Source organism: Arthrobacter sp. APC 3897, from assembly GCF_030407495.1.
GTDB lineage: Bacteria > Actinomycetota > Actinomycetes > Actinomycetales > Micrococcaceae > Arthrobacter_B.
The window spans coordinates 41,623-67,120 of sequence record NZ_JASDDG010000013.1; the positions used below are offsets into that span (position 1 = coordinate 41,623).

Consider the following 25,498-nt stretch of genomic DNA (forward strand, 5'->3'; position numbering starts at 1 on the left):
TGATGATCAGTATGCTGATCAATAGTTCGGGGAAACCCGGATGTACACCGGTCAAGGAGTGACGGAGGCACAGATGGCGGAGAGCTACGATCCGAATAATGACCCGGCCAATCCCGACAAGCCCAAGGACGCCGGCAATAATCTGCAGGACGATGCCCGGGAGGGCGGCGGCAATGCCGCCACCAGCACGGAAAAGGGCAAGCACGCCAACCCCGACCCGGCGGCAGGAAACGTCACCGGGCTGGAGCCGGGCGGAGGCGTTCCTCCGGGCGAAACCCCTCCCGCTGAAGATCAGATGAGCATGGACCAGGGGCACGACGAAGACTAGGTCCCGCACGCCAACGGCCCGCACCCGGAATTCCCGGGTGCGGGCCGTTTGCTGTCTCGGAGTGCTGCAGGTTCCGGGAGCCTGCGCGGTTCCCGGCCCCGGCTGCCGGGCTCTTACCGGGCGTCCAGATCCTCAAACACCAGGAACGTCTGCGTATCCAGGATGCCCGGCATCGATTGCAGCTGGTCGAAGATGACCTCGCGCAGATGCACGTTGTCTTCGGCGCGCACCAGCAGGATCACGTCGAAGGAGCCGCCCACCAGTGCAATGTGGTGGATTTCTGGAATGGCGCGCAGCTGCTCACGCAGTTCCCGCCAGGCGTGCTGGCGCACCTTGAGCGTCACGTAGGCGGACGAGCGGAGCCCTGCTTTCACCGGGTCCACGACGGCGGTGAACCGGCTAAGCACGCCGGTTTCCGTCAGTCTGGCAATCCGGGAGTAGGCGTGGGCGCGGGAAATATGCACTGCCTCAGCCACGGCGGTGACGGATGCCCGCCCGTTGCCCGTGAGCTCGGCCAGGATGGCGCGGTCAATGTCGTCCAGCCGGGGGGCCGGTTGTTCGGTGATGTCCCGTGCCATAGTGTCCACGCCTCCCGGGGTAATCCAGCTCACAATTTACATTTCGTCCATTAGCGTAGCCCCTTAGAGCCTCATTCATCCACATTTTTGCCGCCGTATGGATACGAATAGAGGTTCGTCAGCATACTTGGGTAACAGAACATCCACGGCGAAGAGGCGGTGGAAGGGCAGCTGACGGAGGCAAAATGACTATCTCAACGGGCAATCCGCCCCCCGGGGCCATGGAAGATCCCCGCCGGGACGCACGCAGTTTCGGCACGGCCGGCAGCTCGGACCTGCTGCCCTCGGATTCTCCCGTGCAGCTGGTGGATCCGGACGGCGTCCACCGCCACGATGACCGCTATCCGCTGCCCGACGGCGGTTCCCTCCGCAGCGCCTACGCCAGGCTCATCGCGGGCCGGCGCATCAATGACCAGGCCAACGCGCTCGTCAGGCAGGGCCGGCTGGCCGTGTATCCCTCCTCCCACGGCCAGGAAGCCTGCCAGGTGGCTGCCGCCGTCGTGCTCGGGGACAGCGACTGGCTCTTTCCCACCTACCGCGACACAGTGGCCGTGATCTCCCGCGGGGTGGAACCGCTGCAGGTCCTGACGCTGCTGCGCGGGGACTGGCATTCGGGCTACGACCCCTACGAGCACAACACGGCTCCGCAGGCCACGCCGCTGGCGACGCAGCTGCTGCATGCAGTGGGCGTGGCCCACGCAGCCAAGCTCAAGGGCGAAGACACCGTGGTGCTGGCCATGTGCGGAGACGGCGCCACCAGCGAGGGTGACTTCCATGAGGCCCTGAACTTTGCCGCCGTGTTCCACGTGCCGGTGGTGTTCTTCGTGCAGAACAACGAATACGCCATTTCGGTGCCGCTGGCGAGCCAGTCGGTGGCGCCGTCCCTGGCGCATAAGGCCATCGGCTACGGGATGCCCGGCGAACGGGTGGACGGCAATGATCTGGCGGCGCTGCTCTCCGTCCTCGGTGCGGCCGTGGACCGCGCGCGTGAGGGTCACGGGCCGTCCCTGGTTGAGGCGCACACCTACCGGATGCAGGCGCACACCAATGCCGACGACGCCACCCGTTACCGCACGGAGGAGGACGTCGAAAAGTGGGTGCCGCGGGACCCGATTGCCCGGATGCGCACCTACCTGCGCGGACTCAACCTGCTGGATGACGACGCCGAAGCCGGCTTCGCAGCCGATGCCGAGGACATTGCCGCCGCCATGCGGGACGGCTTGAACACCGAGGTGGAACCGGATCCGCAGGAACTGTTCACCCACATCTACACCGAACGCACGCCGCAGCTCACTGAGCAGGCAAACCTGCTGCGCGACGAACTCTCGCGCCAGGCCTGAAAGGCAGCCCCGCAATGACCGTTACAGACACCCTCGAAGCGCCGGCCGCGCCAAGCGCCGCCGCCCCCGAGTCCCTTACCTTTGCCAAAGCGCTGAACACCGCTTTGGCCGATGAAATGGCGGCCAACTCCGCCGTCATCATGTTCGGCGAGGACGTGGGCCCGCTGGGCGGCGTCTTCCGCATCACCGACGGGCTGACCGCCCGGTTCGGTGCAGAGCGCTGCTTCGACACCCCGCTGGCCGAATCCGGCATTATGGGCATGGCGGTGGGCATGGCCATGAACGGCATGCGTCCCGTAGTGGAAATGCAGTTCGACGCCTTCGCCTACCCGGCCTTCGAACAGGTGGTCAGCCATGTGGCTAAAACCGCCAACCGCACCCGCGGGAGGGTCCGGCTGCCACTGGTAATCCGCATTCCTTACGCCGGCGGCATCGGCGGGGTGGAGCACCACTGCGACTCCTCCGAGTCCTACTACGCCCACACCCCGGGGCTGACCGTCGTGGCACCCGCCACCGTCGCCGATGCCTACACGCTGCTCCGCGAAGCCATCCGTCTCAATGATCCCGTGGTGTTCCTGGAACCCAAGAAGCTCTACTGGACCAAAGAAGACGTGGACCTGGCTGCGCTGCGCAGCCGCTTCGACGCCGGCGGAGTGTCCGACGACGGTACCCGGCTGCCGGGCGGAATAGGCACCGCCGCCGTGGCCCGCCCCGGCACCGACGCCACCCTGATTGCCTACGGACCCTCGGTGGCCACGGCCATGGCTGCCGCTGAAGCCGCAGCGGAGGAAGGCCGGTCCCTGGAAGTGATCGACCTGCGCTCCATCGTCCCGTTTGACGACGAAACCGTCACCGCTTCGGTCCGCCGCACCGGCCGCGCCGTGGTCATCTCCGAAGCACCCGGATTCGCGTCGGTAGCTTCGGAAATCGTGGCCCGCGTGCAGGAACGCTGCTTCCACTCCCTGGCCGCGCCGGTGCTGCGCGTCACCGGATTCGACATCCCCTACCCGGCACCCAAGCTTGAACACTGGTTCCTGCCCAGCGTGGACCGGATCCTGGACACCGTTGACGAGCTGCAGTGGGAGGACCGATGAGCACGCGCACCTTCCTGCTCCCTGACCTTGGCGAAGGCCTGACCGAAGCCGAGCTGGTGACCTGGCTGGTGGCCGTGGGCGATGAGATCCGTGTTGACCAGCCGGTGGCCGAGGTGGAAACCGCCAAATCGCTGGTTGAGGTTCCCTCCCCGTTTGCGGGCACCGTGGCACAGCTGCACGGGGAAGCCGGGGAGACCCTCGACGTCGGCCGTCCACTGATCTCAGTGGCATCGCCCGGCGTCCAGCCGGGTTCCGCGGTGAGCACCCCCGGGTCCTCTCCGGCACCGGGGCACAGCGACCCCGACGGAGAGGCGTACCGGCAGGAAGAAAAGGCCGGTTCGGGCAACGTGCTCATCGGCTACGGCACTCCCGGCGGGCACACCGCGGCGCGCCGCACCAGGCGCCCGCGGACCGCAGCGGCTCAAACGGTGTCAGTCCCGGCAGCGGTTGCGGCGGTAACTGAAGCTCCGGCTCCGGCTCCCGTTCCGGCAGAGGTTTCGGCCCGGCCGGCGGAGGCGCTGCGGTGCATTTCTCCGCTGGTTCGCAAGCTCGCCCGCGACAACGGTGTCCGCCTGGCTGATGTGACGGGCTCCGGAGCCAACGGACTCATCCTGCGCGGCGACGTTGATGCAGCTCTGTCCGGACTCCGGGCAGCCGAAACGATGGAACCTGCCGCAGATCCCGGATCCCCGGCCGCCCCTGCAACCCCGGCAACACCGGCCGCCAGTGATCCGCGCACCGGCCTGGCCGTCGCGTCACGGACACGGGTCTTGGGCCTGCGCAAAACGGTCGCCGCGAACCTTACCGCCAGCCGGGCCAGCATCCCGGAAGCCACGGTATGGGTCGATGTTGACGCCACCGCTCTGCTGGAACTGCGCGCGGACCTCAAACGCCGGCACCCGGACAACACCCCGGGCCTGATGGCTTTCCTCGCGCGCTTTGTGCTGGCCGGGCTGGCGAAGTTCCCTGAACTCAACGCCCGCTTCGATCCAGCCTCCGACAGCACCGGGAACGGCGGCGCAAGCATCACGGCGTACGAGGGCATCAACCTTGGCTTCGCAGCACAGACGGACCGCGGTCTGGTTGTTCCGTCAATCCGGCGTGCAGACACCATGAACGCCAGGGCCCTGGACGCCGAGATCCGCCGGCTCACGGCGTCCGCCCGGGACGGCAAAGCCACCCCCTCGGAGCTGACCTCGGGGACCTTCACCCTGAACAACTACGGGGTGTTCGGTGTGGACGGCAGCGCTGCCATCATCAACTATCCGGAGTCTGCCATCCTGGGAATCGGCCGGATTATCGATAAGCCGTGGGTTGTGGACGGTGCCCTGGCGGTACGGAAGCTGACCGAGCTGACGCTGGTCTTCGACCACCGGATCTGCGACGGCGGCACTGCCGGCGGGTTCCTGCGCTACGTGGCTGATGCCATCGAAAACCCGGGCAGCGTCCTCGCGGACCTCTGACGCGCGGGGGAGACCTCGAACCCGGCCGGACCCGCGCCGCAACATTTGCGGACAGTCGTGGTCCGGCCGCCGCGGCCGCGATACCTTGGAACCAGCAATTGGAATAAGAGACTTATCACCGGTGCACCCGAGGCTCCGGGCAGTTTACGGACCCACAAAGGACGGACCCATGTCGCACGCAACCGGCCAGGAAACCGAGCAGTGGCTGGAGGTGGCGCCGCGGGTGCTGGTGCTGCGCAATCCCGGCTTCGGCATGAACACCGGCCTGGTCATCGGGGATGAACAGGCGCTGATCATCGACACCGGTGCCGGTCCCCGGCAGGCCAGCGCCATCCTGTCGGCCGTGCGGGAACGGACCGATTTGCCGCTGATCGCCGTGAATACCCATGCGCACTTTGATCACTTCTTCGGCAACGCCGTGCTGGCGGCGAACGGTGTCCGGGACATCTGGGCCACCAGCCGCTGCGCCGAGGTTATCCGTGAGCACGGCGGTTCCCAGCGTGCCGCCGTCGCCGGCGTGGAACCGGAGATGGCTGCGGGGGAGGGTGCGGACACGGAGATCCTTGCACCCACCAGGCTGGTGGAGGGCTCCCCGGTGGACCTGGACCTGGGCGGTATTTCGGTAACGCTCTTCCACCTGGGACGCGGCCACACCGACCATGACCTGCTCGTGGGCGCCGGTGACGTCCTGTTCACCGCAGACCTGGTGGAGGAGGGCGCCGATCCGTCCTTCGAAGATTCCTTTCCCAAGGAATGGATCCGCACGCTCGGCAAGATGACGGCACTGGAGGACCTCTATTCGGTTTTCGTGCCGGGACACGGCAAACCGGTGACCGTGGACTTTGTGACTACGCAGATGAATAAGATGCGCACCGCCGTCGCCGTTACCCGCAGCGCCATGGACCAGGCCTCCACTGACATGACCAAGGCCATCCCCATCCTGCCGTACGGGCCGGAGCAGTCCCGGGCCCTGCTGATGCGGCTGCGGACCCTGGCCCGCTGGAAGTGGCTGAAGTAATCCGGAACAGAAGTAATCTTGAATTGACCTGAGCAATAAAGGCGTACCCTGAACCGGTGCCCGCAGAATCCTTCAGTCTCAAATCCATAGCCGTTCCGGCGTTCGGGCCCACGCTCCTGTATGGTCTGGCGACCGGAGCCATCCTGCCGGTCATCGCGCTGACAGCCCGGGATCTTGGCGCCACGGTAGCTCTGGCGGCTCTGATGATCACCCTGACGGGCATCGGCTCTCTGCTCACCAACGTGCCGGCCACCGTGCTCACTACCCGGTTCGGTGAAAAATGGGCGCTGGTGATCGCTGCCCTGTGGTGTTCAGCGGCGATGGCTACGGCGGCTCTGGCACCGGTGCTGTGGATTTTTGCCCTGGCCGTGTTCATGGTGGGGATGGCGGGTTCGGTCTTTGGCCTGGCCCGGCAGAGCTACCTGACCGAAGCCGTGCCGCTGGGCTACCGTGCCCGGGCACTGTCCACCCTGGGCGGCGTGAACCGGATCGGTGTTTTCGCCGGCCCCTTCGCCGCCGCCGGGGTCATCCATTTCGCGGGAACCTCCGGAGCCTACTGGGTGGGAGCCGCCGCCGCGCTGCTTGCGGGAATCATCAGCCTGCGGGTCCCTGAACTGCGCGCGCCCGTTCCCGTGGGCCAGGGGCCGTCAGGTTCAGGGGGACCATCGGGCGGGAGAGGACACCGCAATACGGCAGACCCGTTGGCTCCTGCTCCTACCGTGCGCTCCGTTCTTGGCAGCCACGGCAGGGTGTTCCGCACCCTGGGCCTCGGCGTCCTGCTGATCGCAGCGGTGCGGGCCTCCCGGCAGGCGGTCATTCCGCTCTGGGCCCAGCACATTGGGCTGGACCCTACCCAAACCGCCCTCATTTACGGTCTGTCCGGCGCCATCGACATGCTGATTTTTTATCCCGCGGGCAAAGTCATGGACCTGTGGGGGCGGCGCTGGGTAGCGGTGCCGTGCATGCTGACCATGGCTGCGGGGCTGGCACTGATGCCGCTGACCAGCGACCGGACCGGCCTGCTGCTGGTGTCCCTGATCCTGGGCTTCGGCAACGGAATCGGCTCCGGCATCGTGATGACCCTCGGAGCGGACTTCTCGCCCTCGCCGGGCCGTCCGCAGTTCCTCGGTATCTGGCGGCTGCTGGCGGACAGCGGCACCATGGCCGGGCCGGCGCTGCTCTCCGCCGTGACGGCGCTGGTGTCGCTGTCGGCAGGGATCGGGGCCACCGCCGTCCTGGGCCTGCTGGGAGCGGCGGCGCTGTGGAAATGGGTGCCCAAAGGCCGTCCCGGCTACGGGCGGCCGGACGCCGGGGCAGCCGGGCCGGTCAGCGGGCCGGATCTCCCGCCTGCATAGAGAAGACCCAGCACGCCAGTGCGCTCATGATGTAGCCCAGGCCTACGATCAGGCCCAGGCCGGACCAGAAGTACAACAGCAGTGACTCGCTGCTGCCCAGCACCGTGCTGCCGCTGGCGGCGTAGAGGTAGGTGCCTACGCTGATCAGCAGCGACAGCAGTCCGGGGATCCAGCACAACGCGGCAAACACCGGCACTGAGCTGCGGCCCTGGCCCCCGGGGGGCCAGTAATTCCACTCGGGCGTGGTGCGCAGCATGACCAGCCCGCCGATCAATGTCCACGTGCCCACCACCAGGAAGGCAGCCACGACGTCGGCCGGCCGGTGCCACAGGTTGACGAAGGTGGACGCTCCGGCAAGCACCGCATAGCTCCCGCCCGCCAAGGCAACCGCCGGGCGCCAGCGGGGTGAGGCCAGAAGGAAGACGACGGCGGCTGCGGAAGCGGCCAGGGTTGTGTGTCCAGACGGCAGCGAGTTGAAGTCCAGCGTGATGACGCCGCGGTCGGGGCGGTCAAAGAAGAGCCGTTTGAGCAGCTGGCTGCTGATGTTCGCCGCAGCGAAAGTCGCCAGTGCGATCACCGCCGGCGCCAGCCGCCGTCGTCGTATGGTCATCACCAGCACCACGGCCCCTGCGATGAAGACGGACAGCAGCGGCAGGCTGTCAAGGAACTCCAGCACCTGCAGCTTTGTGCCGGGCATTGCCACCTCGGCCTCGCGCCAGGCGGATTCATCCGCCAGCTGGCCGGTGGTGGTGCGGACAAAACCCCAGTACGTCAGTGCCACCGCGGCCGCACACAGCAGTGCCCCGAACAGGAACAGGGCTGCGTTGGAGGCGGGCGGGCGCCGAATCGGAGTGCGGCGGTTCAGGAGGTCGCGGGTATTCATTGTTTCCTAGTCTGCCACTGGATCTTGGCACTTGTCTGAATGGCGGCTCTGATCGGTGCCATGCCGTGCCGAACCAATCCCGGGCTAGGCTGGCTGGGTGGCTACCCCTGACTTTTCCTCTGTTTCCGGGTCCCGGCCGGACCTGTCCCTCCTGCTCGCCGGCGCCCGCGTTGTCTCGCTTCCCATGCGCGTCCGTTTCCGCGGGATCCTGCGCCGTGAGGCCCTGCTCCTTCCCGGCCCGGCCGGGTGGGGCGAATTCTCGCCGTTTCCGGAGTACGACGACGCCGAGGCGGCTCCGTGGCTCGCGGCCGCCCTGGAGGCGGCGGGGGAGGGCTACCCGGAGTCCGTGCGGGACTCCGTTCCGGTGAACGGGACTGTTCCCGCCGTCGGCGTCGAACAGGTGGAAACGGTGCTGTCCCGGTTCGGTGCCGTGCCGGCGGTCAAGGTCAAAGTGGCCGAACGCGGCCAGACGGTGGCTCAGGACCTGGCCCGGGTGGCCGAGGTCCGTCGGCTGCTGCCGGACGCCGGGATTCGGGTGGACGCCAACGGCGGCTGGGACGTACCCACCGCCGTCGCAGCCCTGGAATCGCTGGCGGAAGCAGGGCTGGAATACGCCGAGCAGCCGGTCCCGGACATCGCCGGGCTGCGCGCGGTGCGGCAGGAACTGGCACGGCGCGGCATCCCCGTGCTGATTGCCGCCGATGAAAGCGTCCGGAAGGAAACCGATCCGCTGCGGGTCGCCCGGGAAGACGCCGCGGACCTGATCGTGGTGAAGGTGGCTCCGCTGGGCGGGGTGCGCCGCGCCCTGGAGATTGTGGCCGCGGCCGGGCTTCCCGCCGTCGTCAGCTCCGCCCTGGACACCTCGGTGGGAATCCGGGCCGGCGTGGCACTGGCCGCTTCCCTGCCCGAGCTGCCGTACGCCTGCGGACTCGGCACGCTCTCGCTGATGGCCGGGGACGTCACCAAGGAATCAATGGTGCCCGACGGCGGTGCGCTGGCGGTGCGGAGCGTGCCGGTTTCCGAGGAACTGCTGGAGCGCCACGCTGCGGCGCCCGAGCGCCGGCAGTGGTGGCTGGACCGGCTGGAACGGGTCTACGCCCGGCTTCCGGGTGTTTCGACGGCTCCGGGGACCGCGGACGGCTAGCAGCCGGAGCCGCCTGCGGTTTCCGTTCCAAAACGGAGGATTCCGGCTCCTCCAGTCATGGGTTTGGTAGCCTCGCACCTACGAGAGCGGGTCCGCGGCCGATCACGGGGAGTAAAGCCATGCAGGTGTTGCAGCTAAGTGTCATCGTTCTTATCGGGCTGAGCCTGGGCGTTGCGAGCAGCCCGGCGCGGATCCCCGAGATGAAGTGGATTCCCTGGCTGGCCGCCGCTGTCCTGACATGCTGGAGCTACGTGGGACTTTGGGTTATCTGGGATCTTTCCCTGGTCGAAGCCCTTCTCTTTTTAGCCGCCGTATTCGGGGGATCGGCCCTTTACGGGGGCAGGCTGTGGCAGAACCTCGGCCTGGAGCCCGGACTCTCTTACTGGGAATGGGTGAAGCGGGACCTGATCCACACGCGGTACCTGCGCCGTCTCTACCGCAGCTCCCCCGCAAAGCGATGACTCTGCCCAACCCATAGCTCCCGCCGGCAGATTACGGCTGCCGGAAGGCACGGCTGATGGAGCTGCTGATCCGGGAGAGCTTGATCCAGACGAGGAAACGCTGCAGAGGGGTCAAAAGCATGCCGGGCAGCGCCCGCCAGCCCTGATGCCGGAACCAGGTCAAGGTGATGCTGAGCCGGGTTCCGCCGGTAGCCGGGGCCAGTTCGAAACCGGCGACGGTGGGTCTGCCGGCGTGCGTATCCGGAAAGCTGAAGCGCCACGCGACGCGGGCCGGGGGCAGCGCTTGCAGAAGTTCCATCTCCCTGCGCCGGAATTTCCTGTTGACCTTCAGGGGTTTGCCGTCCGGGCGGATCAGGGTGGCATGTCCGCTCCACGTTCGACCAGGCAGGACGGGACCGCCGGGGCCCTCAATTGAGCCGATCCCGGGTTCCCAATCCGGGATCCGGGCCGGATCTGACAGCAGCGCCCACACATCCTCGACGGGGCCGGGACAAAGGCCTCGACCGAACCGGTGACCTCACCCCGTCTGCCTGCTGCCGGTTTATTCGGCGACGCAAGGGACGATTCGGTGCGTTCGAGCTCTGCCAGAACTTTCGCCGGTGACGTCCCTAGCCGCTGCAGTAAGTCGATGATTAGCCCGGTGGGCTCGTTCAGGAGTTCGCGCAGTACTGCGGCTGCGTCTCCCGTACTTCCATTCCGGCCTGCCCGGCCGAGGAGACTGGAAGCCCGCTTGGACCAGGCATACCCGCCGGTTTCGTGGAAGACGATGTCTCCCGGCGGCGGGGAGTCGGCGGTGATGCCCAGGGATGCCATGTGATCCTTCCGGTATGCCTCGACGGCCGCCCGGGCTGAATGAATGCTGATGCCGGTGTTGCGGAGGACGTGGCCAGCGGGCTGGTCATTGAGGACCAGTGCCAGGAACATGTCCTCAAGGTCGGCTTCCCGAAAACCCCGCCGCGAGGCTTCCTCGATCGCCGTCAGCGAGAGTGCGTGACTGGTTGTCGCGTAGCGGGTGAACTTGTTCATCCATGGCTCCTGGGCTTGAGGATCGAGGGTCAACGCGTTTGGAGTACTTCTGCACGGAACGGCGTGCCGCCCGGGGTGCATCGGCAATGGCCTGGCAGTTCGTTCCACCGCGCAGGACAGCTTCGCCCCGGCGCAGCTCAAGGGTATCCGCCAGCACCCGCGGTGCGGGATGAGTCCACAACACGATCTGTTCACCCGGAGTTAAGCCTCCGGTCTCCAGCCCGTCGCCTGTCCCTGCCAGCGTGGGCTGCGACACGTTTGCCGGATGAAAGGCCTAACCTTGACCGATCTGCTGAACCCCGACTCTGCCGCTGCCGGACCAGCTGTGAAGAAACGGCTGCTGCCCATGCTGGGGCACACCAGAGGCAAGCGCAGCGCCGTCACCTGTGCGCTGAAGTGCGACAACGCCTGCAGCAAAGCGGTGTGCAACACCTCCGCCAACAGTTACTTCCGGGACATTGTGTCCGCGGAGTTCTCCCGGCGGACTGCGCTCGGCGCCGGAGCGGCCGGGGTATTGGGAGCGGCGGTGCTGGCGGTGAGCGGACCGGCTTCAACGGCGGCAGCTGCACCTGGTGGCCGAGGACCCAAACCAGGGCGCCTGGCTTTTACGGCCATCGCCCCCGTGGATGCCGCGGTTGACAGCTTCGATGTTCCCGCCGGCTATGACTGGGAACCGCTGCTGCGGTGGGGGGACCCGCTGTTCGCGGATTCCCCTGAGTTCAACTTCGGCGCCCAGAACGCCTCAGCCCAGGCCCGCCAGTTCGGCTACAACAACGACTATCTGGAAATTCTCCGCCAGCCCAATGGAAAAAAGGGCCTGCTTGTCTGCAACCACGAGTACGTCAACCCGGAGATCATGTTCCCGGCCGCACCGGCTTCTGCCGCTGAGGAAGCCGAACGCCGCGCCATCTTCCGCAACGCAGTGGGAATGTCGGTGGTTGAACTCAAGCGCGGCTCCCGTGGCCGGCCGTGGTCCTACATCCGCGGCGCCAGGTTGAACCGGCGCATCACTCTGGACACGGTTTTTGAGCTCACCGGTCCCGCGGCTGGTTCCGACCTGCTGAAGACTGCCGCAGACCCGCAGGGCCGGTACGTGTCCGGCACCCTGGGCAACTGCGCCGGCGGCAGCACCCCGTGGGGAACCGTGCTGTCGGGAGAGGAGAATTTCAACGGTTTCTTCCGCACCGACGGCACCAGTGCCGAGGATAAGCGGTACGGGCTGGGCAGCGGCGCCACGGCCATGGGCTGGGAGCGGGAAGACCCGCGCTTTGACGCCCGCAGCCCGGAAACCCGGAATGAACCGAACCGGTTCGGGTACATCGTGGAGGTCGATCCCGAGGACCCGGCGTCGGTGCCGCGCAAACACACCAGCCTGGGCCGGTTCAAGCATGAGGGCGCCAACGTCATCATCGCCCGCAACGGCAAGGCCGTGGCGTACTCCGGCGACGACGAGCGCTTCGACTACCTCTATAAGTTCGTCTCGAAGAACAAATACCGGAAAAACGACAAGCGCCACAACATGACCCTGCTCAGCGAGGGCGACCTGTACGTGGCGCGGTTCGCCGGGAACTCTCCGGCATCAGAGATCGACGGTTCCGGAACCGTGCCGAACGACGGCGGATTCGATGGGCGGGGAACCTGGCTGCCCCTGGTGGTGCGCGGCAAATCCGCAGTGCCCGGCATGAGTGTGGAGGAGGTGCTGGTTTACACCCGGATCGCGGCGGACAAGGCCGGTGCCACCAAGATGGACCGCTGCGAGGATGTGGAACCCAATCCCGCCACCGGGCGCGTCTATGTGGCCTGCACCAACAACTCCAACCGCGGCGTCGACGGCAAGACACCCGCCGACGAGGCGAACCCGCGGCGCGAAAACCGCGACGGCCACATCATCGAAATCATTGAAGGCCGTGACGATGCCACCGCCACCGCCTTCCGCTGGAATATCCTGATGCTTTGCGGTGATCCGGCCCAGGATGATGCCACCTACTTCAGCGGCTACCCGCAGGATAAGGTCAGCCCCATTTCCTGCCCGGACAACCTCGCCTTCGACTCAGCGGGCAACCTTTGGATCTCCACGGACGGAGCCCCGTCCGGCATTGGCTACAACGACGGACTGTTCAAGGTAGCGCTGACCGGACGGGAACGGGGCAGGGTGGAGCAGTTCCTGTCGGTGCCCCGGGACGCAGAAACCTGCGGGCCGGTCATCCATGACGGGGAGTCCATGGTGTTCGTGGCCGTGCAGCATCCGGGGGAGGACGGCGGCTACGGCGCGCACACTTCCTTCTTTCCGGACTACGTGCCCGACGGCGGCACGCCGCCGGCCGGGCACGTCCGCGCCCCGCGGCCGTCCGTGGTCCAGGTGTTCCAGCCCATGCGAACCGCAGGGGGACGGGAGCGCTAGCCCGCGGGGGCCGTCCGATCTCACTCAGGGGTGTGCTGTTTGACACTGCCGCTGACGCCCGCAACCATGGGGGATTGGAAATCAGCTTGTTTTCCCCGGGAGGAGATCTTCATGAAGTATGTCCTGCCGCTTTTGATTGTCGCCTGTGCGGTTGCGGGCATGGCCGTCTGGCTGCTGACTGACCATCTGCTGCCGGGTCTTGGCCTGACAGCCGTTGCTCTGGTCCTGTGGGCAGTTGCACCGCCCACAGTTGGCCGGCCCGGCGGCTTTACGCACGGAGCCGGAAACGCGGACCCGCGGCGTGTGAAGGAATACCGCTCGAAGCATCCGGGGGCAACGATGAGTGACGCGATACGTGCCACGCGGCCGTGATTGGCCCCCTAATAACTGGTCCCGAACATAACTGGTCCCTGTAGGAACCAGAGGATGCCGGCCTCGTGCCGGCATCCTCTTTTGTGTCTTGGGGGTGTCGTTTCTGTGCCCGGATTCCCCTCGCCCGCTTATGCCAGGGACAGGAAGAGCTGCTCCAGTTCCTTCTTGTCCATGACGTTGTCTTCCTGGGTGAGGCACTGCTGCAGGCCGGTGGCGATGATCAGGAAACCGGCCCGGTCCAGGGCTTTGGAAACGGCGGCCAGCTGGGTGACAACGTCCTTGCAGTCGCGCCCTTCCTCCAGCATGCGGGTGACTGCGCTCAGCTGACCCTGCGCACGCTTGAGCCGGTTGATAACCGGCGTGAGCTCTTTTGCATCAAGTTCCATGAAAATTCTCCGAAGCTAGGGAAGCTTCCACCCTATACCCCAGTGGGTGTTTTGACTACCCCCGGGGGTATAGGTGATACTGGGTGGGGTATTCACCGTTCCCGTCCTGAGAGGGCCCCATGGCTTCCGCAACACCTTCATCCCCCGGCTCCGCTGCCCCCGCATCCGCCGTCACCGTACTTGATGCAGGGACGCTTCAGTCCTGGCAGCATGAACACGCGGACCTGATCGTGCTGGACGTCCGCTCAGCTGCGGAGTTCGAGTCACTGCACATCGCCGGCTCGGTCAATGTTCCGCTTCCGCTGCTCAAGGACCATGCCGATTCCGTGGCCGCACGTCTGGGAGGCCGCGTCGTTCTGGTCTGCCAGTCGGGCGTCCGTGCCGAGCAGGCCCGGCAACGCCTGGGTGCAGCCGGCATCGATGCCGCCACTGTCCTCAGCGGAGGAGTGCCGGGTTATGCCACGGCCGGCGGCAACGTTGTGCACGGCAAGGAGCGCTGGGACCTGGAACGCCAGGTGCGCCTGGCAGCAGGGTCCCTGGTGCTGGCCGGACTCACCGGCGGCCGCTTCGCCTCTCCCAAGGTCCGGACGCTGGCCGGCGTCATCGGCGCCGGACTGACCTTCTCCGCGGCAACCAACACCTGTGCCATGGGCAAGGCCCTCTCGGTGATGCCGTGGAACAAGGCAGCCGCGGAACCCACTCCGGAAGACGTGCTGGCCAGCCTGCCGCTGGGCACAACCGGGGATGCTTCGGCGGCGTCATGACCCCGACACTGATCCTCGTTCTGGCGCTGTCCATTCTCATTGGACTTTCGCTCGGTGTCCTCGGCGGCGGCGGTTCCATCCTGACCGTCCCGATCCTGGTGTACGTTGCCGGGTTCGATGCCAAGGAAGCTATTGCGGCATCGCTGTTCGTCGTCGGTGTAACCTCCGCGGTCAGCGTGATCAGCCACGCCCGCAGCGGACGGGTGATGTGGCGCACCGGCCTCATCTTTGGTGCTGCCGGCATGGTTGGCGCCTTCGCCGGCGGCCTGCTGGGCGGCTTCATTCCCGGTGAGGTCCTGCTGATTGCCTTCGCCCTGATGATGGTTGCCACCTCGGCCGCCATGATCCGCGGCCGCAGGAACAAGAAAGCGGCAGGCACGGATGGCAACGCTGCCCCGCCCCGCATGCCGCTCGGAAAAGTGCTGGTCGAGGGCCTTGTCGTTGGCCTCGTCACCGGACTGGTGGGTGCGGGCGGCGGATTCCTCGTGGTTCCCGCCCTGGCACTGCTCGGCGGACTGCCGATGTCCATTGCGGTGGGCACGTCGCTGGTGGTCATCAGTATGAAGTCCTTCGCGGGGCTCGCCGGCTACCTCACCACCGTCCAGCTGGACTGGGCTCTGGTCCTCGCCGTCACGGCGGCTGCCATTGTCGGCAGCCTGATCGGCGCCAAGCTCACCGGCCGGATTCCCGAGACCGCACTCCGCAAGGGTTTCGGCTGGTTTGTCCTGGTCATGGGTGCCTTTGTGCTCATACAGCAGGCGCCGGCTGACCTCCAGCTGATCCTCGCCGGAAGCGTCGCGGCAGCTGCACTGGTTGCGGCGGCCGTGTGCCTGCTGTTCATACCCTCCTGCCCGCTGCGCAAGGCCGGCCGGCACCGGGATGATCCGTCCCGGCAGCTGCCGGCCTAGTCCAGAACCGCAACCCCCACTTCACAACAAAGGAGCAGATCCCATGCTTATCGAACGAATTTATGATGAAGACCTGGCCCAGGCCAGCTACCTGATCGGCTGCCAGGCCAAGGGCGAGGCAATCGTCGTCGACGCCCGCCGGGACATCTCCGGCTATCTGGCTCTCGCCGCCGCCAACGGCATGAAGATCGTGGCTGTTACCGAAACCCACATCCACGCCGACTTCCTTTCCGGCACCCGGGAACTGGCCGCGGCCACCGGTGCCGCCATCTACGTTTCGGGCGAAGGCGGACCGGACTGGCAGTATGACTTCGACGGCGAACGCCTGCATGACCTGGACACCGTCAAGCTCGGCAACATCACCGTCCAGGCACTGCACACCCCCGGGCACACCCCGGAGCATCTGTCCTTCCTCATCACGGACGGCGCGTTCAGTGACTCACCCGGATACCTGCTCTCGGGCGACTTCATCTTCTCCGGCGACCTCGGCCGCCCCGACCTGCTGGATGAAGCCGCCGGCGGCGTCGACACCCGTTTTGCCGGTGCCAAGCAGCTGTTCGCCAGCCTGCGGGACAAGTTCCTGACCCTGCCCGATTACGTCCAGGTACACCCGGGCCACGGTGCCGGCAGCGCCTGCGGCAAGGCGCTGGGCGCCATCCCGTCCTCCACCGTCGGCTACGAACGCCGCTACGCCTGGTGGGGACCGTACCTCGAGAACAATGACGAGCAGGGGTTCATCGACGAACTGCTCGACGGACAGCCCGACGCCCACGCCTACTTCGGCCGCATGAAGCGCGAAAACCGCCAGGGCCCGGCTGTCATGGGCGAGCGTGCACCGCTGCAGGAGCTGGCCGCTGACGACGTTGTCCGCGACCTCGCCGCGGACCGTGCAATCTTCGTGGACACCCGCCCCAACGCCCGGGTCCATGAAGGCACCGTTGCCGGCGCACTGAACATCCCCGCCGGAAAATCCGTTGCCAGCTTCGGCGCTTGGGTAGTGGATCCGGAAAAGGACCAGAGCCCGCTGGTGCTGCTGGCCGAGGGGCAGGAGCAGGCACAGGAAATGTGGGACCACCTGGTCCGCGTGGGCATTGACAACGTCGCCGGCTATGTCACGAGCATCGACGGGCTGCCGGCGTTCACCCCGCCGCTGATCCAGCCGTCCGAACTGCCGGACTTCGACGCCGCAATGGTGCTTGATGTCCGCAACCGCACCGAGCACTCGGCCGGGCACATTCCCGGTTCATACCAGCTCAGCGGCGGCCGCGTGCTGTGGCACCTGGATGAACTTCCGGAGAACGGCACCATTGTGACCTACTGCCAGAGCGGCGTGCGGAACTCCGTGGCAGCCAGCGGGCTGCGCCGTGCCGGGTACGACGTCGTCGAACTGGACGGCAGTTACGCCGCCTGGGCGGCACAACAGTAACCAGCGGAGAAGAAGCCCCGGTGGCGGCCGGAACGGGCCGCCGCCGGGGCTTCCTGCGTGCACTGGGTGAAAGACCAGGGAATGCCCGTGGGTCAGGCGATCCCGGTGGTTCCCAGCAGGGTGCCCACGAGATAGGTGAAGGCCATGGCCAGAGCACCGCCGATGACGAGGCGGATCATGGCACGGCGCCGCGAGCTGCCGCCCACGTGTGCGCTGACCGCGCCTGTGATGGACAGGGCCACAAGGACCGCAGCGAACGTCACCGGAATTCGTATTTCTGCGGGCAGAAGGAGAATTGCCAGCAGCGGCAGGACGGCCCCCGCGGCAAAAGCGGCGGCCGACGCGAAGGCCGCATGCCAGGGGTTTACCACTTCCAGTTCATCGATGTTCAGCTCCACCGCAAGGTGTGCTGCCAGTGCGTCGTGCTCGGTCAGCTCGACGGCAACCCGCCGGGCCGTTTCCGGTGTGAGGCCTTTCTGCTCGTAGAGCCCGGCCAGCTCGAGCAGCTCTCCTTCGGGATCCTCGCGCAGCTCTTGGCGCTCCTTTTCGATCAGCGCCTGCTGGCTGTCACGCTGGCTGCTGACCGACACATATTCGCCCAGGGCCATCGACACGGAACCGCCAACAACCGCGGCGGTTCCGGCCACCAGGATGGGAGCCAGGGTATTCGTTACGCCGGCGACACCCACCACCGTTGCCGCCGTTGACACAATTCCGTCATTGGCCCCAAGGACTGCTGCGCGGAGCCAGTTCAGACGTTCCGCGATGCCGCCGTCATGCGGCTCGGGGCGCTGCTGCGGTGTTTCTTCCATGCTTGAAGTAAAACACCCGGCTGGGGCATTGCCTCCGGGAAGCGCGGAAAAGGGCGGCTTTCACCGAAAGAAAGAACCGGCCGGCGCCGAGCATGACTGCGAAAATCTGAAAGTCCCCCAACTTCGTAAAACGATTTCCGCCATGCCCGGCACCCGGCCGGTGATCCTACGATACATGATTGGAACATGTTCCGAACTACACTTTAGCGTGAGGCCCCGCTGAAAATGAGGAACCCCATGGATAAAGACGTTCGACAAACGGCATCAGACGCGTTTGAGCGCCTTCAGCTGCCGGCCCATGTCACGCTGGAATCCCTGATTCGGCACGTCGAGACAATTCGCCGGCGGCCCATTGTCATTGTTCAGAGCGAGAAGCTCACGGGTAAGAAAATCTGCGGGCTCTGGATTCCCCGGGAAAATATGGATGTGGTCTATCACTCCGCCACCAAGGGAAAACTTCACCGGCAGCAGCTGATTCTCCACGAGCTCTCGCACATGATCCTCCGCCATGACGAGCGTGTTGAGGCCTCATGGCAGGGGGTCAGCGTTTTTCGGGAACTTTCGGGTGAAGTGGTGGCCAAGGCACTGGCACGCGGTGACTTCCGCTCCGATCTCGAAGCAGCGGCGGAACACCTCGCCGATCTCCTGGCCGCGGCCATCCGGGAATCCAGTCACGAAATCTACCGGTATGAGGCGTACTTCGAATGAACAACCTGATTGTTGTGGTTTTCATGTGGCTGCTCGTGCTGACGCTGGCGCTCCGTGCGCGAACCCGTCCGGACAACACGATGCTCAAAGCAGCGATAGTCATAGCTGCGTCTTTGACCACGAATATTGACGGCCTTTACCTCTGGGCGGCAAACAGGTTGCCGTGGCCCAATGGATTGGACCTGGCGGCCAACGTCCTGCTGATTTTTGGCGTTTATTACCTCTCGCTGGCCATTGCCCACGGTGCACGCGCCGGTGATTCGACAACCGGCATGCAGGCAATGTGGCTCCGGCGTGCAGCCGTGATCACGGTTGTCATAATGACGGTGAGCTTTGCCTTTATCGATGATCCCGTTCCGTCATTCTCTTTCATGCTGGATTACGGAAGCCAGCCGTCGGCGGCCCTTTACTCGGGAATCCAATACCTCTACATCTTGGCGGTAATGGTGGGCACGCTGGTTACCTGTCTTCGAAACGTGCCGCAGATGAGGCGCAGGCGGTTTCGTGTGGGATTTCGGATTATTGCCCTGGGATGCATTGCGGGCATTGTCCTGTGCCTCTCGGTGCTTGTTATGGATGCTGGCAACGTGACGGGCAACGAGGAGCTGAGGCGTGCAGCCGCAACCGTGTATGACGTGTCCAATCCGCTGACGGTGGTGCTGTTGTCTGCCGGACTGGCCGTGGCACCAATCGGCAGGATCCTCAGCGACCTGGGCGCCCGGAGACAGATCCGGGTGCTGGAGCCGCGGCTCAGAGAGGTGTGGCTCGCTACCGTCGCTCAGACTCCCGCCGTCAGTCTGGTGGGCACCACTGCCCAATCCGTCACCGGGGCACAGCGGAACCGCAGGCGGAATACTGCGGATACGATTCACCGCCTGGTCATTGAGATCCATGACTGGATGGACCTCGCCGAGAACAGCGGGCGTGAGATGTCACCGGCGGACAGAAGCGTGCTGAACCGGGCAGAGGCGCTGTGCCTGAAACACGACAGGCACCTCTGATGGTGCGGCCCGCCGCCCGCAGGGTGCTGGCTGCTGCGGCCGCGGCTTTCTGCCTGCCGGCGCTGGCCGGAGCCCTTATCCGCGCAAAGATCACGGACGCGGGCCCCGGCAAGACGCTGGTCCCGGTCCACGGATACGGGCAGATCGGGAAACGGCAGTACCTCGATTTTGATCCCCGCGGCTTTGCCGCCCATCCCGGACGTCTCAGTATGCGCGCAGCATCGGGAGGCGGGATAGTGGTGCTCGGGCCCCCCGCCGTCGGAATCACGGCACGGCGGACCGTGGAGAGCGGCGATCCCGCCGGAATCATTCGGGACGGCAAAGGCCGCCTCAGCGGCCACCTGGGCGAGGCCCCGGCGGATTTCGGATTCGTCGCCGAGGACGCAACCATCGGCGGGCGTCCGGCGTGGATCATCCCGTCGTCGCAGGACACAGGTGTGTGGGTTATCCATGTTCACGGCTTGGGCAGTTCGCGAAGCCAGTGCCTGCGCGGCGTGGCAGCCTTTGCCGCCCTCGGCTATACGTCGCTGCTGCCCACATACCGCACATCCCTGGACCTTGGCACGACGCCGGAGCGCAGCCACTTGGGACTCACCGAATGGAAGGACATTGAGGCGGCGAGGCGCTACGCAATGGACCGCGGGGCACGGCGGATCCTGTTCGTGGGCTGGTCTCTTGGTGCTTCCATTGTGCTCCGCACCATCGAGCGGTGCCCGGAGCCGGGCATCGCAGGCGCTCTCCTGGTGTCGCCGGCACTGGACTGGCCGGCCATCATATCGGCTCAGCTGCGGCGTTCAGGCTGTCCCGGGTTCCTGGCCCGGTGGCTGCCGCACACGGTCAGTCTGGTCCGGCGCCGGGGTGAACCTGTGATTAGGTGGCGTGAAATGCCCGCAACACACATGCATAATCATCCAAGTATTCCGTCTATGATTTTTCACGGTACTGAGGATCATTCCGTACCCATCAAGCTGTCCCGGGCATTTGTTTCCCGGCACAGCCAGTCTGTGGGATTCGTGGAGTTTGACGGCGCCCACCACACACTGGAGTGGAACTCTGCTCCGCAACTGTGGAATGAATCCGTCCAGGCGTGGTGCCGCACCCTCGGCCTGGAGACACCTGTTGACTTGATCGAGCCAGTTTCGGAGGCAAAATAAACCGTGGCCGCTGAAAGCGCTGTGCAGCGCAACCTGAGGGAATCCCAAATCCTCGCCCGGAAAATCGACCTGCTGCTGGATGTTGTTCAGACCTCCGAGGGCAAACCTTTTGAGTTTCAGGACGTTCAGACTGCCCTTGCGGAGAAGGGGATCAAGCTCTCGCGCACCCGCTGGCACCACATGAAGTCCGGGGACGCCACGGTCCGTCAGCCAACGGAGGTGGTTACGGGCCTGGCTGAGTTTTTCCAGGTCAACCCCTCATACCTGCTGGATGCCGACGGTGAGGTGCCGGAGCGGATCCAGAGTGAGTTGGAACTGCTGGCTGCAATGCGACGGGCGAAGGTTCGCGAATTTGCTACCCGTACCCTGTCCGAGGTGGACAACGAAACGCTCGATGCCATTGCGGCGCTGCTGGACGACTCGACGAAGTACTGACTGCTTAGGTGACCGCCGGCGCGCGGCGGCTGAGGAATTTCCGGGCGAGGATGAAGATGAGCCCGCCCAGGCAAATATGCGCCAGGACCAGCGCAATCGCGTCCGGAGCATTGAACTGGACGTCGACCCCCGAATCGAGCCAGCCTAAGCCTCCGAGTACCACACGCATGACCGTAAGCTGCGCCAAATGGAAGGCGATGGCAACGCCGAGTGCCCCGGCCACCGGGACGCGCCGGGCAGCGCAGAGCACCAGTCCAAACAGCCCAATCTGCAGGAAATAGGCCACGGGATCACTGGCCTGCAAGGAGGCCGAACACCACTGGTGCGGTCATCCGGCGGGACAGGCCCAGATGGGCCGGCGAGGCGCGGTCCAGTTTGCTCAGCAGCAGAAGGACGGCCGGCACCACCAGTACAGTGACCAGGACGGCCTGCACCAGCGGAACTGCAGCCGCCGCTGGTGCAGGTATGAGCCCGGTCAAGAAGCCGGCGACGGTGATCGCCAGACCGATTCCAGCGCACAGGACAATCCAACCGAGGACGGCGCGCCCCACGGCGGCAGCGCCGCCGGCAAACCCGGAGCGCACGGCAATTCCGGGCCGTCCGCCGCCCGTTCCGTTCAGCGCAGTCTCGGTGCTGCCGTTGTTGGGGGAACCCCGGTTCAACGGTTACTGGCCCGCGGCGCCCCGATTCCCGGATCGATTTGGAACGGCCCCGAGGCCGAAGGCCGGATGTCGAAGTCAAAGATGGACGTGGGAATGTAGACCGTGGAACAGGAGTTGGGAATGTCCACCACGCCTGAGAGCCTGCCCTCGATCGGTGCCGCACCAAGCAGCAGATACGCCTGTTCGGGGCTGTAGCCGAACTTTGTCAGGTAATCGATCGCGTGCAGGCAGGCGCGCTGGTAGGACAGATGTGAGTCCAGGTAGCGCTGCTCGCCGTCGAGCGTTACCGATGTGCCGGAGAAAGCGATCCATTCGCTGAACTGCGGTTCCACGGTGCCGGGCATGAAGATCGCGTTTTCATGGACTCCATACGTGTCCATGCCGCCCTTGATGAGATCAACCCGCAGATCGATGAAACCGCCCATCTCAATGGCGCCGCAGAAGGTGATTTCGCCGTCGCCCTGGGAGAAATGCAGGTCGCCGACGGAGAGGTTGGCGCCGTCCACGAACACCGGATAGAAGATCCGGCTGCCCTTGGAGAGGTTTTTGATGTCCTGGTTGCCGCCGTTCTCCCGTGGCGGAGCGGTGCGCGCTGCTTCAGCGCCCACGCGCCCCCACTGATCCCGGGGCACCCCGCCGAGCACCGCATGTTCAGCCTCGGGCGGCAGCGCCAGCGGCGGTACCCGGTGCGGGTCGGTGGCGATCAGGTCCCCTTCACGCTTGTTCCATGTGGACAGCAGCGAGGCCGACGGCGCGGTTCCCATCAGTCCGGGATGAATCAGCCCGGTGAAGGACACGCCGGGCACGTGGCGGGACGTGGCAGTCTGGCCGGTGAAATCCCAGATCGCCTTGTAGGCATCAGGGAACTGCTCGGTGAGGAAGCCCCCGCCGTTTTCCCGGGCAAAGATGCCGGTATAACCCCAGCCCTGGCCGGCCAGCGGTCCGCTGTCCTCCTGCGGGATGGGGCCGACGTCGAGGATGTCCACCACCAGCAGGTCTCCGGGTTTCGCTCCTTCCACCGCGAAGGGGCCGCTGAGTTTGTGCACGGACAGCAGGGGAGCGTTGAGGATGTCCTCGGCGGAATCGTCATTCACAATGGCGCCGTCGAACCACTCCCGGCAGTCCACCCGGAAGGACTCGCCGGGCTTGAGCACCTCCACCGGCGGGATCTCCGGATGCCACCGGTTATGCCCCAGTTTTTCCTGGTCCTCAAACTTTTTGGACGAATCAAGGGGAAAGACGGCTTTGGGCATGATTGCTCCTTTGCTGGCGGGTGAACCTGGGAATCAGTCGGGGCGGGGAAGCTTTCGGTGGAGCGGGTTGGTGGTGATGTTTCCGCCGGCCGTGCGGGGAGCCGGTCCGGGGGAACTGACGACGGCGGGCTCTGCTGCCGAGCGTTTGGTGCTTTCGATCAGCCGGTACGCGCTGGAGGCAGCCCGGGAGAGGTTGGGTGCGGTGAACCGCCGCGGAGACGGGATTCCGCAGGCGGGGCAGGGAAGGGAAGCGGCCGCCTCGCCCATGGCGGCGGAGACCTCGAAGTCCAGGCAGTCCGTGCAGCGGTACGCATAGAGCGGCATGTCGTGTCCCTTCAGGCATCTGCAGGAGCGGTCAGGGAGGGGAAAGCTGTGCTGCTCCGGCTTGCCGTCAGCCTAGAAAGCAGCGTGTGGAGAGTCAACATTGTGACGGGAGTGAGCCGTGCGTGGTCCCTGCGGGTGCGAGTTTCGTCACAGAAGAGGGGCCGCAGTCCGAGTAACGACGGAGTTTTGCACTCGGCCGGCAGTCTTGGGGAAATCGGAGCAGCGATCCCCAGTGAAATAATTTATCTCATCATGAACTCTGACTCATCACCTCCCAAGCACGTCGCAGGCAGCACTGACGGATCAAACGTTGCCGGTTCAGCAAGGGGAGCTGCCGCCGCCGGCGGACCCGTTGGACGGGTCAAGAAGGCCCTGCAACACGTTGCCTCACCGGCTTTCGGCATCCACCCCGGGCTGGTCCCGGGCATCAGCGTCGAGGACACAGGGGTCAGCTATCCGACCCGGCGCGGTGTGTTCATTTCCGCCATGGCCATCTCCCTTGCCGTGCTGGCGTGGGCGATTTTTGCGCCCGACAACCTCAGTTCCGTGGGCGCCGGCGTACAGGCCTGGGTGGTTGTGCATTTCGGCTGGCTGTTTAACGCCACCATGGTTGCCGCCGCGGTCTTCATGCTGGTGGTTGGCTTCGGGCCAACCGGCAAGATCCGGCTGGGGGCCGACGACAGCACGCCGGAGTACTCCACGGCGTCCTGGATTTCCATGCTGTTCGCAGCCGGTCTGGGCATTGCGCTGATCTTCTACGGGCCGATGGAACCGCTCAGCCATTTCCTCTCCCCGCCACCCTCCACCGATGCCGAGGCCGGCACCTCCGCCGCTATCCTGCCGGCCATGGCGACCACCTTCCTGCACCAGGCCAGTCTCGCCTGGATCATCTACGCCCTGGTGGGCGGTGCCCTGGCCTACGCCTCGTTCCGACGCGGCCGGCTGCCGCTGATTTCATCACTGTTTGAACCGGTCTTCCCCGACGGCAACAACCGGGTGCTGGGAAAGATCATCGACGTTTCCGCCGTGCTGGTGACGCTGTTCGGCACCGCGACCTCGCTGGGCATCGGCGCGATCCAGATCCGCACCGGAGTTTCGATCATCACGGGCCAGGAGCTGGGCAACGGCTTCGTCGTCGTCGCCATCAGCCTCCTAACGGTTGTCTTCACCATCTCCGCTGTCGCCGGCATCAAGAAGGGCATCCGGCTGCTCTCCAACCTCAACATGACCCTGGTCATTCTGTTGACGCTCTTTGTCCTGCTGGCCGGGCCGACGTTCTTCCTGCTCGATCTGCTGCCAACCTCGCTCATCGCGTTTGTGGGCAACCTGCCGGACATGCTGACCGTCTTCGCCGGCCAGGGCGCCGAGCAGGAGGAATTCCTGACCGGCTGGACCACCTTGTACTGGGCCTGGTGGATCTCCTGGTCGCCGTTCGTGGGCATGTTCATCGCCAAGATCTCCAAGGGCCGCACCCTGCGCCAGTTCGTCACCGTCGTCGTCTTCGTGCCCTTGAGCATCTCTGTCTGCTGGTACACGGTCTTCGGCGGTACGGCCATCTGGATGAACCGAAACGGGGTGGACCTGGCTGTAAAGGGTTCCGGGGAAAACGTCATGTTCGATCTGCTGGGAAACCTGCCACTCAGCTCCGTAACGGCCCTCGTGTGCATGCTCGCGATTCTGGTCTTCTTCATCACCGCGGCCGACTCGGCCGCCAACGTCATGGGCTCGATGTCGCAGTCGGGCCGGCCCGTGCCCTCGAAGCCGGTGACCATTATCTGGTCGGCCGCACTCGGGCTGATCGCCATGTTCCTGCTGCTGGCCGGGGGCCGCAATGCCCTCTCGGGGCTCCAGGCCATCATGGTGACCTGCGCGCTGCCGTTCACCGTCATCCTCGTCGGCGTGATGGTTTCCTGGGCCAGGGACCTGCGCAACGACCCGCTGATGATCCGGCGACGGTATGCGCTGGAGGCCATCAGCGGCGGCGTGCGCCGCGGCATCGACGAGCACGGCGACGACTTTGTGTTCGGCACTGCCCATGTGCCGGAGGCCGAGGGCGCCGGCGCCGACTTTGAGAGCAATGACCCCGCCCTCACCGACTGGTACACGGACAACGTGCAGGAAGCTCCGACGGATACTGCAGCTCCTGACGCCGCCTCGGGAGAGGGGCCGGATCAGGCAAAGGCCGGCAGCACCCGCTAGCGG

General features: G+C 65.7%; 28 protein-coding genes. 18 read left to right on the forward strand and 10 right to left on the reverse strand.

The window, feature by feature from the left end; genetic code table 11:
* Positions 1-40: 40 nt before the first annotated feature.
* A complete protein-coding gene (locus tag QMA10_RS08105) occupies positions 41-328 on the forward strand; it encodes a DUF6480 family protein (protein ID WP_290167383.1) in 288 nt (95 codons plus the stop codon).
* Positions 329-441: 113 nt separating this feature from the next.
* Here QMA10_RS08105 and QMA10_RS08110 read toward each other — a convergent pair whose 3' ends face one another.
* Positions 442-906, reverse strand: coding sequence for an Lrp/AsnC family transcriptional regulator (locus QMA10_RS08110; RefSeq protein ID WP_290167446.1), 465 nt, complete (start codon positions 904-906; stop codon positions 442-444).
* A 221-nt stretch (positions 907-1,127) separates the two neighbouring features.
* Between QMA10_RS08110 and pdhA the strand changes: the two genes are divergently transcribed.
* The 5 genes from pdhA (at position 1,128) to QMA10_RS08135 (ending at position 7,176) form a co-directional block, all read left to right on the forward strand.
* On the forward strand, positions 1,128-2,246 hold the full coding sequence (pdhA, locus tag QMA10_RS08115; protein ID WP_290167448.1) for a pyruvate dehydrogenase (acetyl-transferring) E1 component subunit alpha: 1,119 nt from the start codon (positions 1,128-1,130) through the stop codon (positions 2,244-2,246).
* 14 nt (positions 2,247-2,260) lie between these two features.
* Complete coding sequence (locus tag QMA10_RS08120; protein WP_290167384.1) at positions 2,261-3,340, forward strand: alpha-ketoacid dehydrogenase subunit beta; 1,080 nt, start codon at positions 2,261-2,263, stop codon at positions 3,338-3,340.
* Positions 3,337-4,803 (forward strand): dihydrolipoamide acetyltransferase family protein, encoded by a 1,467-nt coding sequence (locus QMA10_RS08125; protein ID WP_290167385.1) that lies wholly within the window; start codon positions 3,337-3,339, stop codon positions 4,801-4,803. Before QMA10_RS08120 ends, QMA10_RS08125 begins: the two co-directional genes overlap by 4 nt.
* A 169-nt stretch (positions 4,804-4,972) precedes the next feature.
* On the forward strand, positions 4,973-5,821 hold the full coding sequence (locus tag QMA10_RS08130) for an MBL fold metallo-hydrolase (protein ID WP_290167386.1): 849 nt from the start codon (positions 4,973-4,975) through the stop codon (positions 5,819-5,821).
* A gap of 56 nt (positions 5,822-5,877) precedes the next feature.
* Positions 5,878-7,176 (forward strand): MFS transporter, encoded by a 1,299-nt coding sequence (locus tag QMA10_RS08135; protein ID WP_290167387.1) that lies wholly within the window; start codon positions 5,878-5,880, stop codon positions 7,174-7,176.
* Here QMA10_RS08135 and QMA10_RS08140 read toward each other — a convergent pair.
* Positions 7,148-8,059 (reverse strand): phosphatase PAP2 family protein, encoded by a 912-nt coding sequence (locus QMA10_RS08140; protein WP_290167388.1) that lies wholly within the window; start codon positions 8,057-8,059, stop codon positions 7,148-7,150. The two genes, QMA10_RS08135 and QMA10_RS08140, sit on opposite strands and share 29 nt — an antisense overlap.
* Positions 8,060-8,156: 97 nt before the next feature.
* On the opposite strand from QMA10_RS08140, the gene QMA10_RS08145 reads away from it, so the two are divergent.
* Together QMA10_RS08145 and QMA10_RS08150 are read left to right on the forward strand one after the other, a co-directional pair.
* Positions 8,157-9,203 carry an o-succinylbenzoate synthase gene (locus QMA10_RS08145; RefSeq protein WP_290167389.1) on the forward strand — a complete coding sequence of 349 codons (1,047 nt, stop codon included), beginning with the start codon at positions 8,157-8,159 and terminating at the stop codon, positions 9,201-9,203.
* A 119-nt stretch (positions 9,204-9,322) separates the two neighbouring features.
* The gene (locus QMA10_RS08150; RefSeq protein WP_290167390.1) at positions 9,323-9,664 is read left to right on the forward strand and encodes a hypothetical protein; all 342 of its coding nucleotides are present in this window, start codon (positions 9,323-9,325) and stop codon (positions 9,662-9,664) included.
* A gap of 31 nt (positions 9,665-9,695) precedes the next feature.
* Here QMA10_RS08150 and QMA10_RS08155 read toward each other — a convergent pair whose 3' ends face one another.
* Complete coding sequence (locus QMA10_RS08155; protein ID WP_290167449.1) at positions 9,696-10,127, reverse strand: hypothetical protein; 432 nt, start codon at positions 10,125-10,127, stop codon at positions 9,696-9,698.
* Positions 10,016-10,690: a Clp protease N-terminal domain-containing protein gene (locus QMA10_RS08160; RefSeq protein WP_290167392.1), complete on the reverse strand. Its 675-nt coding sequence runs from the start codon at positions 10,688-10,690 to the stop codon at positions 10,016-10,018. Before QMA10_RS08160 ends, QMA10_RS08155 begins: the two co-directional genes overlap by 112 nt.
* Before the next feature lie 346 nt (positions 10,691-11,036).
* Here QMA10_RS08160 and QMA10_RS08165 point away from each other — a divergent pair, with 346 nt between their 5' ends.
* Positions 11,037-13,091, forward strand: coding sequence for a PhoX family phosphatase (locus tag QMA10_RS08165; RefSeq protein WP_290167450.1), 2,055 nt, complete (start codon positions 11,037-11,039; stop codon positions 13,089-13,091).
* Between the two features lie 111 nt (positions 13,092-13,202).
* Positions 13,203-13,463 (forward strand): hypothetical protein, encoded by a 261-nt coding sequence (locus tag QMA10_RS08170; RefSeq protein WP_290167394.1) that lies wholly within the window; start codon positions 13,203-13,205, stop codon positions 13,461-13,463.
* Positions 13,464-13,591: 128 nt separating this feature from the next.
* Here QMA10_RS08170 and QMA10_RS08175 read toward each other — a convergent pair whose 3' ends face one another.
* A complete protein-coding gene (locus QMA10_RS08175; protein ID WP_290167395.1) occupies positions 13,592-13,849 on the reverse strand; it encodes a metal-sensitive transcriptional regulator in 258 nt (85 codons plus the stop codon).
* A 119-nt stretch (positions 13,850-13,968) separates the two neighbouring features.
* Between QMA10_RS08175 and QMA10_RS08180 the strand changes: the two genes are divergently transcribed.
* Genes QMA10_RS08180 through QMA10_RS08190 form a run of 3 tightly spaced genes read left to right on the forward strand, consistent with a single transcriptional unit; the run spans position 13,969 to position 16,947 of the window.
* Entirely contained in the window at positions 13,969-14,613 is a 645-nt protein-coding gene (locus QMA10_RS08180) for a rhodanese-like domain-containing protein (protein WP_290167397.1), read from the forward strand.
* On the forward strand, positions 14,610-15,521 hold the full coding sequence (locus QMA10_RS08185; RefSeq protein WP_290167399.1) for a sulfite exporter TauE/SafE family protein: 912 nt from the start codon (positions 14,610-14,612) through the stop codon (positions 15,519-15,521). Before QMA10_RS08180 ends, QMA10_RS08185 begins: the two co-directional genes overlap by 4 nt.
* 43 nt (positions 15,522-15,564) lie before the next feature.
* Positions 15,565-16,947, forward strand: a complete 1,383-nt coding sequence (locus tag QMA10_RS08190) for a rhodanese-like domain-containing protein (RefSeq protein WP_290167401.1) — start codon at positions 15,565-15,567, stop codon at positions 16,945-16,947.
* A 92-nt stretch (positions 16,948-17,039) separates the two neighbouring features.
* Here the strand turns inward: QMA10_RS08190 and QMA10_RS08195 are convergent, their stop codons facing one another.
* Complete coding sequence (locus QMA10_RS08195; RefSeq protein WP_290167402.1) at positions 17,040-17,759, reverse strand: VIT family protein; 720 nt, start codon at positions 17,757-17,759, stop codon at positions 17,040-17,042.
* A 237-nt stretch (positions 17,760-17,996) separates the two neighbouring features.
* On the opposite strand from QMA10_RS08195, the gene QMA10_RS08200 reads away from it, so the two are divergent.
* The 4 genes from QMA10_RS08200 to QMA10_RS08215 are packed head-to-tail and all read left to right on the forward strand — an operon-like array spanning position 17,997 to position 21,057.
* A complete protein-coding gene (locus QMA10_RS08200; protein WP_290167403.1) occupies positions 17,997-18,467 on the forward strand; it encodes a hypothetical protein in 471 nt (156 codons plus the stop codon).
* On the forward strand, positions 18,464-19,468 hold the full coding sequence (locus QMA10_RS08205; RefSeq protein WP_290167405.1) for a hypothetical protein: 1,005 nt from the start codon (positions 18,464-18,466) through the stop codon (positions 19,466-19,468). The genes QMA10_RS08200 and QMA10_RS08205 overlap by 4 nt, the downstream gene beginning before the upstream one ends.
* Complete coding sequence (locus QMA10_RS08210; RefSeq protein WP_290167406.1) at positions 19,441-20,622, forward strand: alpha/beta fold hydrolase; 1,182 nt, start codon at positions 19,441-19,443, stop codon at positions 20,620-20,622. Before QMA10_RS08205 ends, QMA10_RS08210 begins: the two co-directional genes overlap by 28 nt.
* 3 nt (positions 20,623-20,625) lie before the next feature.
* Positions 20,626-21,057 carry a hypothetical protein gene (locus tag QMA10_RS08215; RefSeq protein ID WP_290167407.1) on the forward strand — a complete coding sequence of 144 codons (432 nt, stop codon included), beginning with the start codon at positions 20,626-20,628 and terminating at the stop codon, positions 21,055-21,057.
* Between the two features lie 4 nt (positions 21,058-21,061).
* Here QMA10_RS08215 and QMA10_RS08220 read toward each other — a convergent pair whose 3' ends face one another.
* The 4 genes from QMA10_RS08220 to QMA10_RS08235 are packed head-to-tail and all read right to left on the reverse strand — an operon-like array spanning position 21,062 to position 23,296.
* Positions 21,062-21,361 carry a hypothetical protein gene (locus tag QMA10_RS08220; RefSeq protein ID WP_290167408.1) on the reverse strand — a complete coding sequence of 100 codons (300 nt, stop codon included), beginning with the start codon at positions 21,359-21,361 and terminating at the stop codon, positions 21,062-21,064.
* Positions 21,348-21,719 carry a hypothetical protein gene (locus QMA10_RS08225; RefSeq protein WP_290167409.1) on the reverse strand — a complete coding sequence of 124 codons (372 nt, stop codon included), beginning with the start codon at positions 21,717-21,719 and terminating at the stop codon, positions 21,348-21,350. The genes QMA10_RS08220 and QMA10_RS08225 overlap by 14 nt, the downstream gene beginning before the upstream one ends.
* Positions 21,716-22,972 (reverse strand): formamidase, encoded by a 1,257-nt coding sequence (gene fmdA / locus QMA10_RS08230; RefSeq protein WP_290167410.1) that lies wholly within the window; start codon positions 22,970-22,972, stop codon positions 21,716-21,718. Before fmdA ends, QMA10_RS08225 begins: the two co-directional genes overlap by 4 nt.
* 33 nt (positions 22,973-23,005) lie before the next feature.
* The gene (locus tag QMA10_RS08235) at positions 23,006-23,296 is read right to left on the reverse strand and encodes a zinc ribbon domain-containing protein (protein ID WP_290167412.1); all 291 of its coding nucleotides are present in this window, start codon (positions 23,294-23,296) and stop codon (positions 23,006-23,008) included.
* 252 nt (positions 23,297-23,548) lie between these two features.
* Here QMA10_RS08235 and QMA10_RS08240 point away from each other — a divergent pair, with 252 nt between their 5' ends.
* Positions 23,549-25,495 (forward strand): BCCT family transporter, encoded by a 1,947-nt coding sequence (locus tag QMA10_RS08240; RefSeq protein WP_290167414.1) that lies wholly within the window; start codon positions 23,549-23,551, stop codon positions 25,493-25,495.
* Positions 25,496-25,498 lie beyond the last annotated feature (3 nt).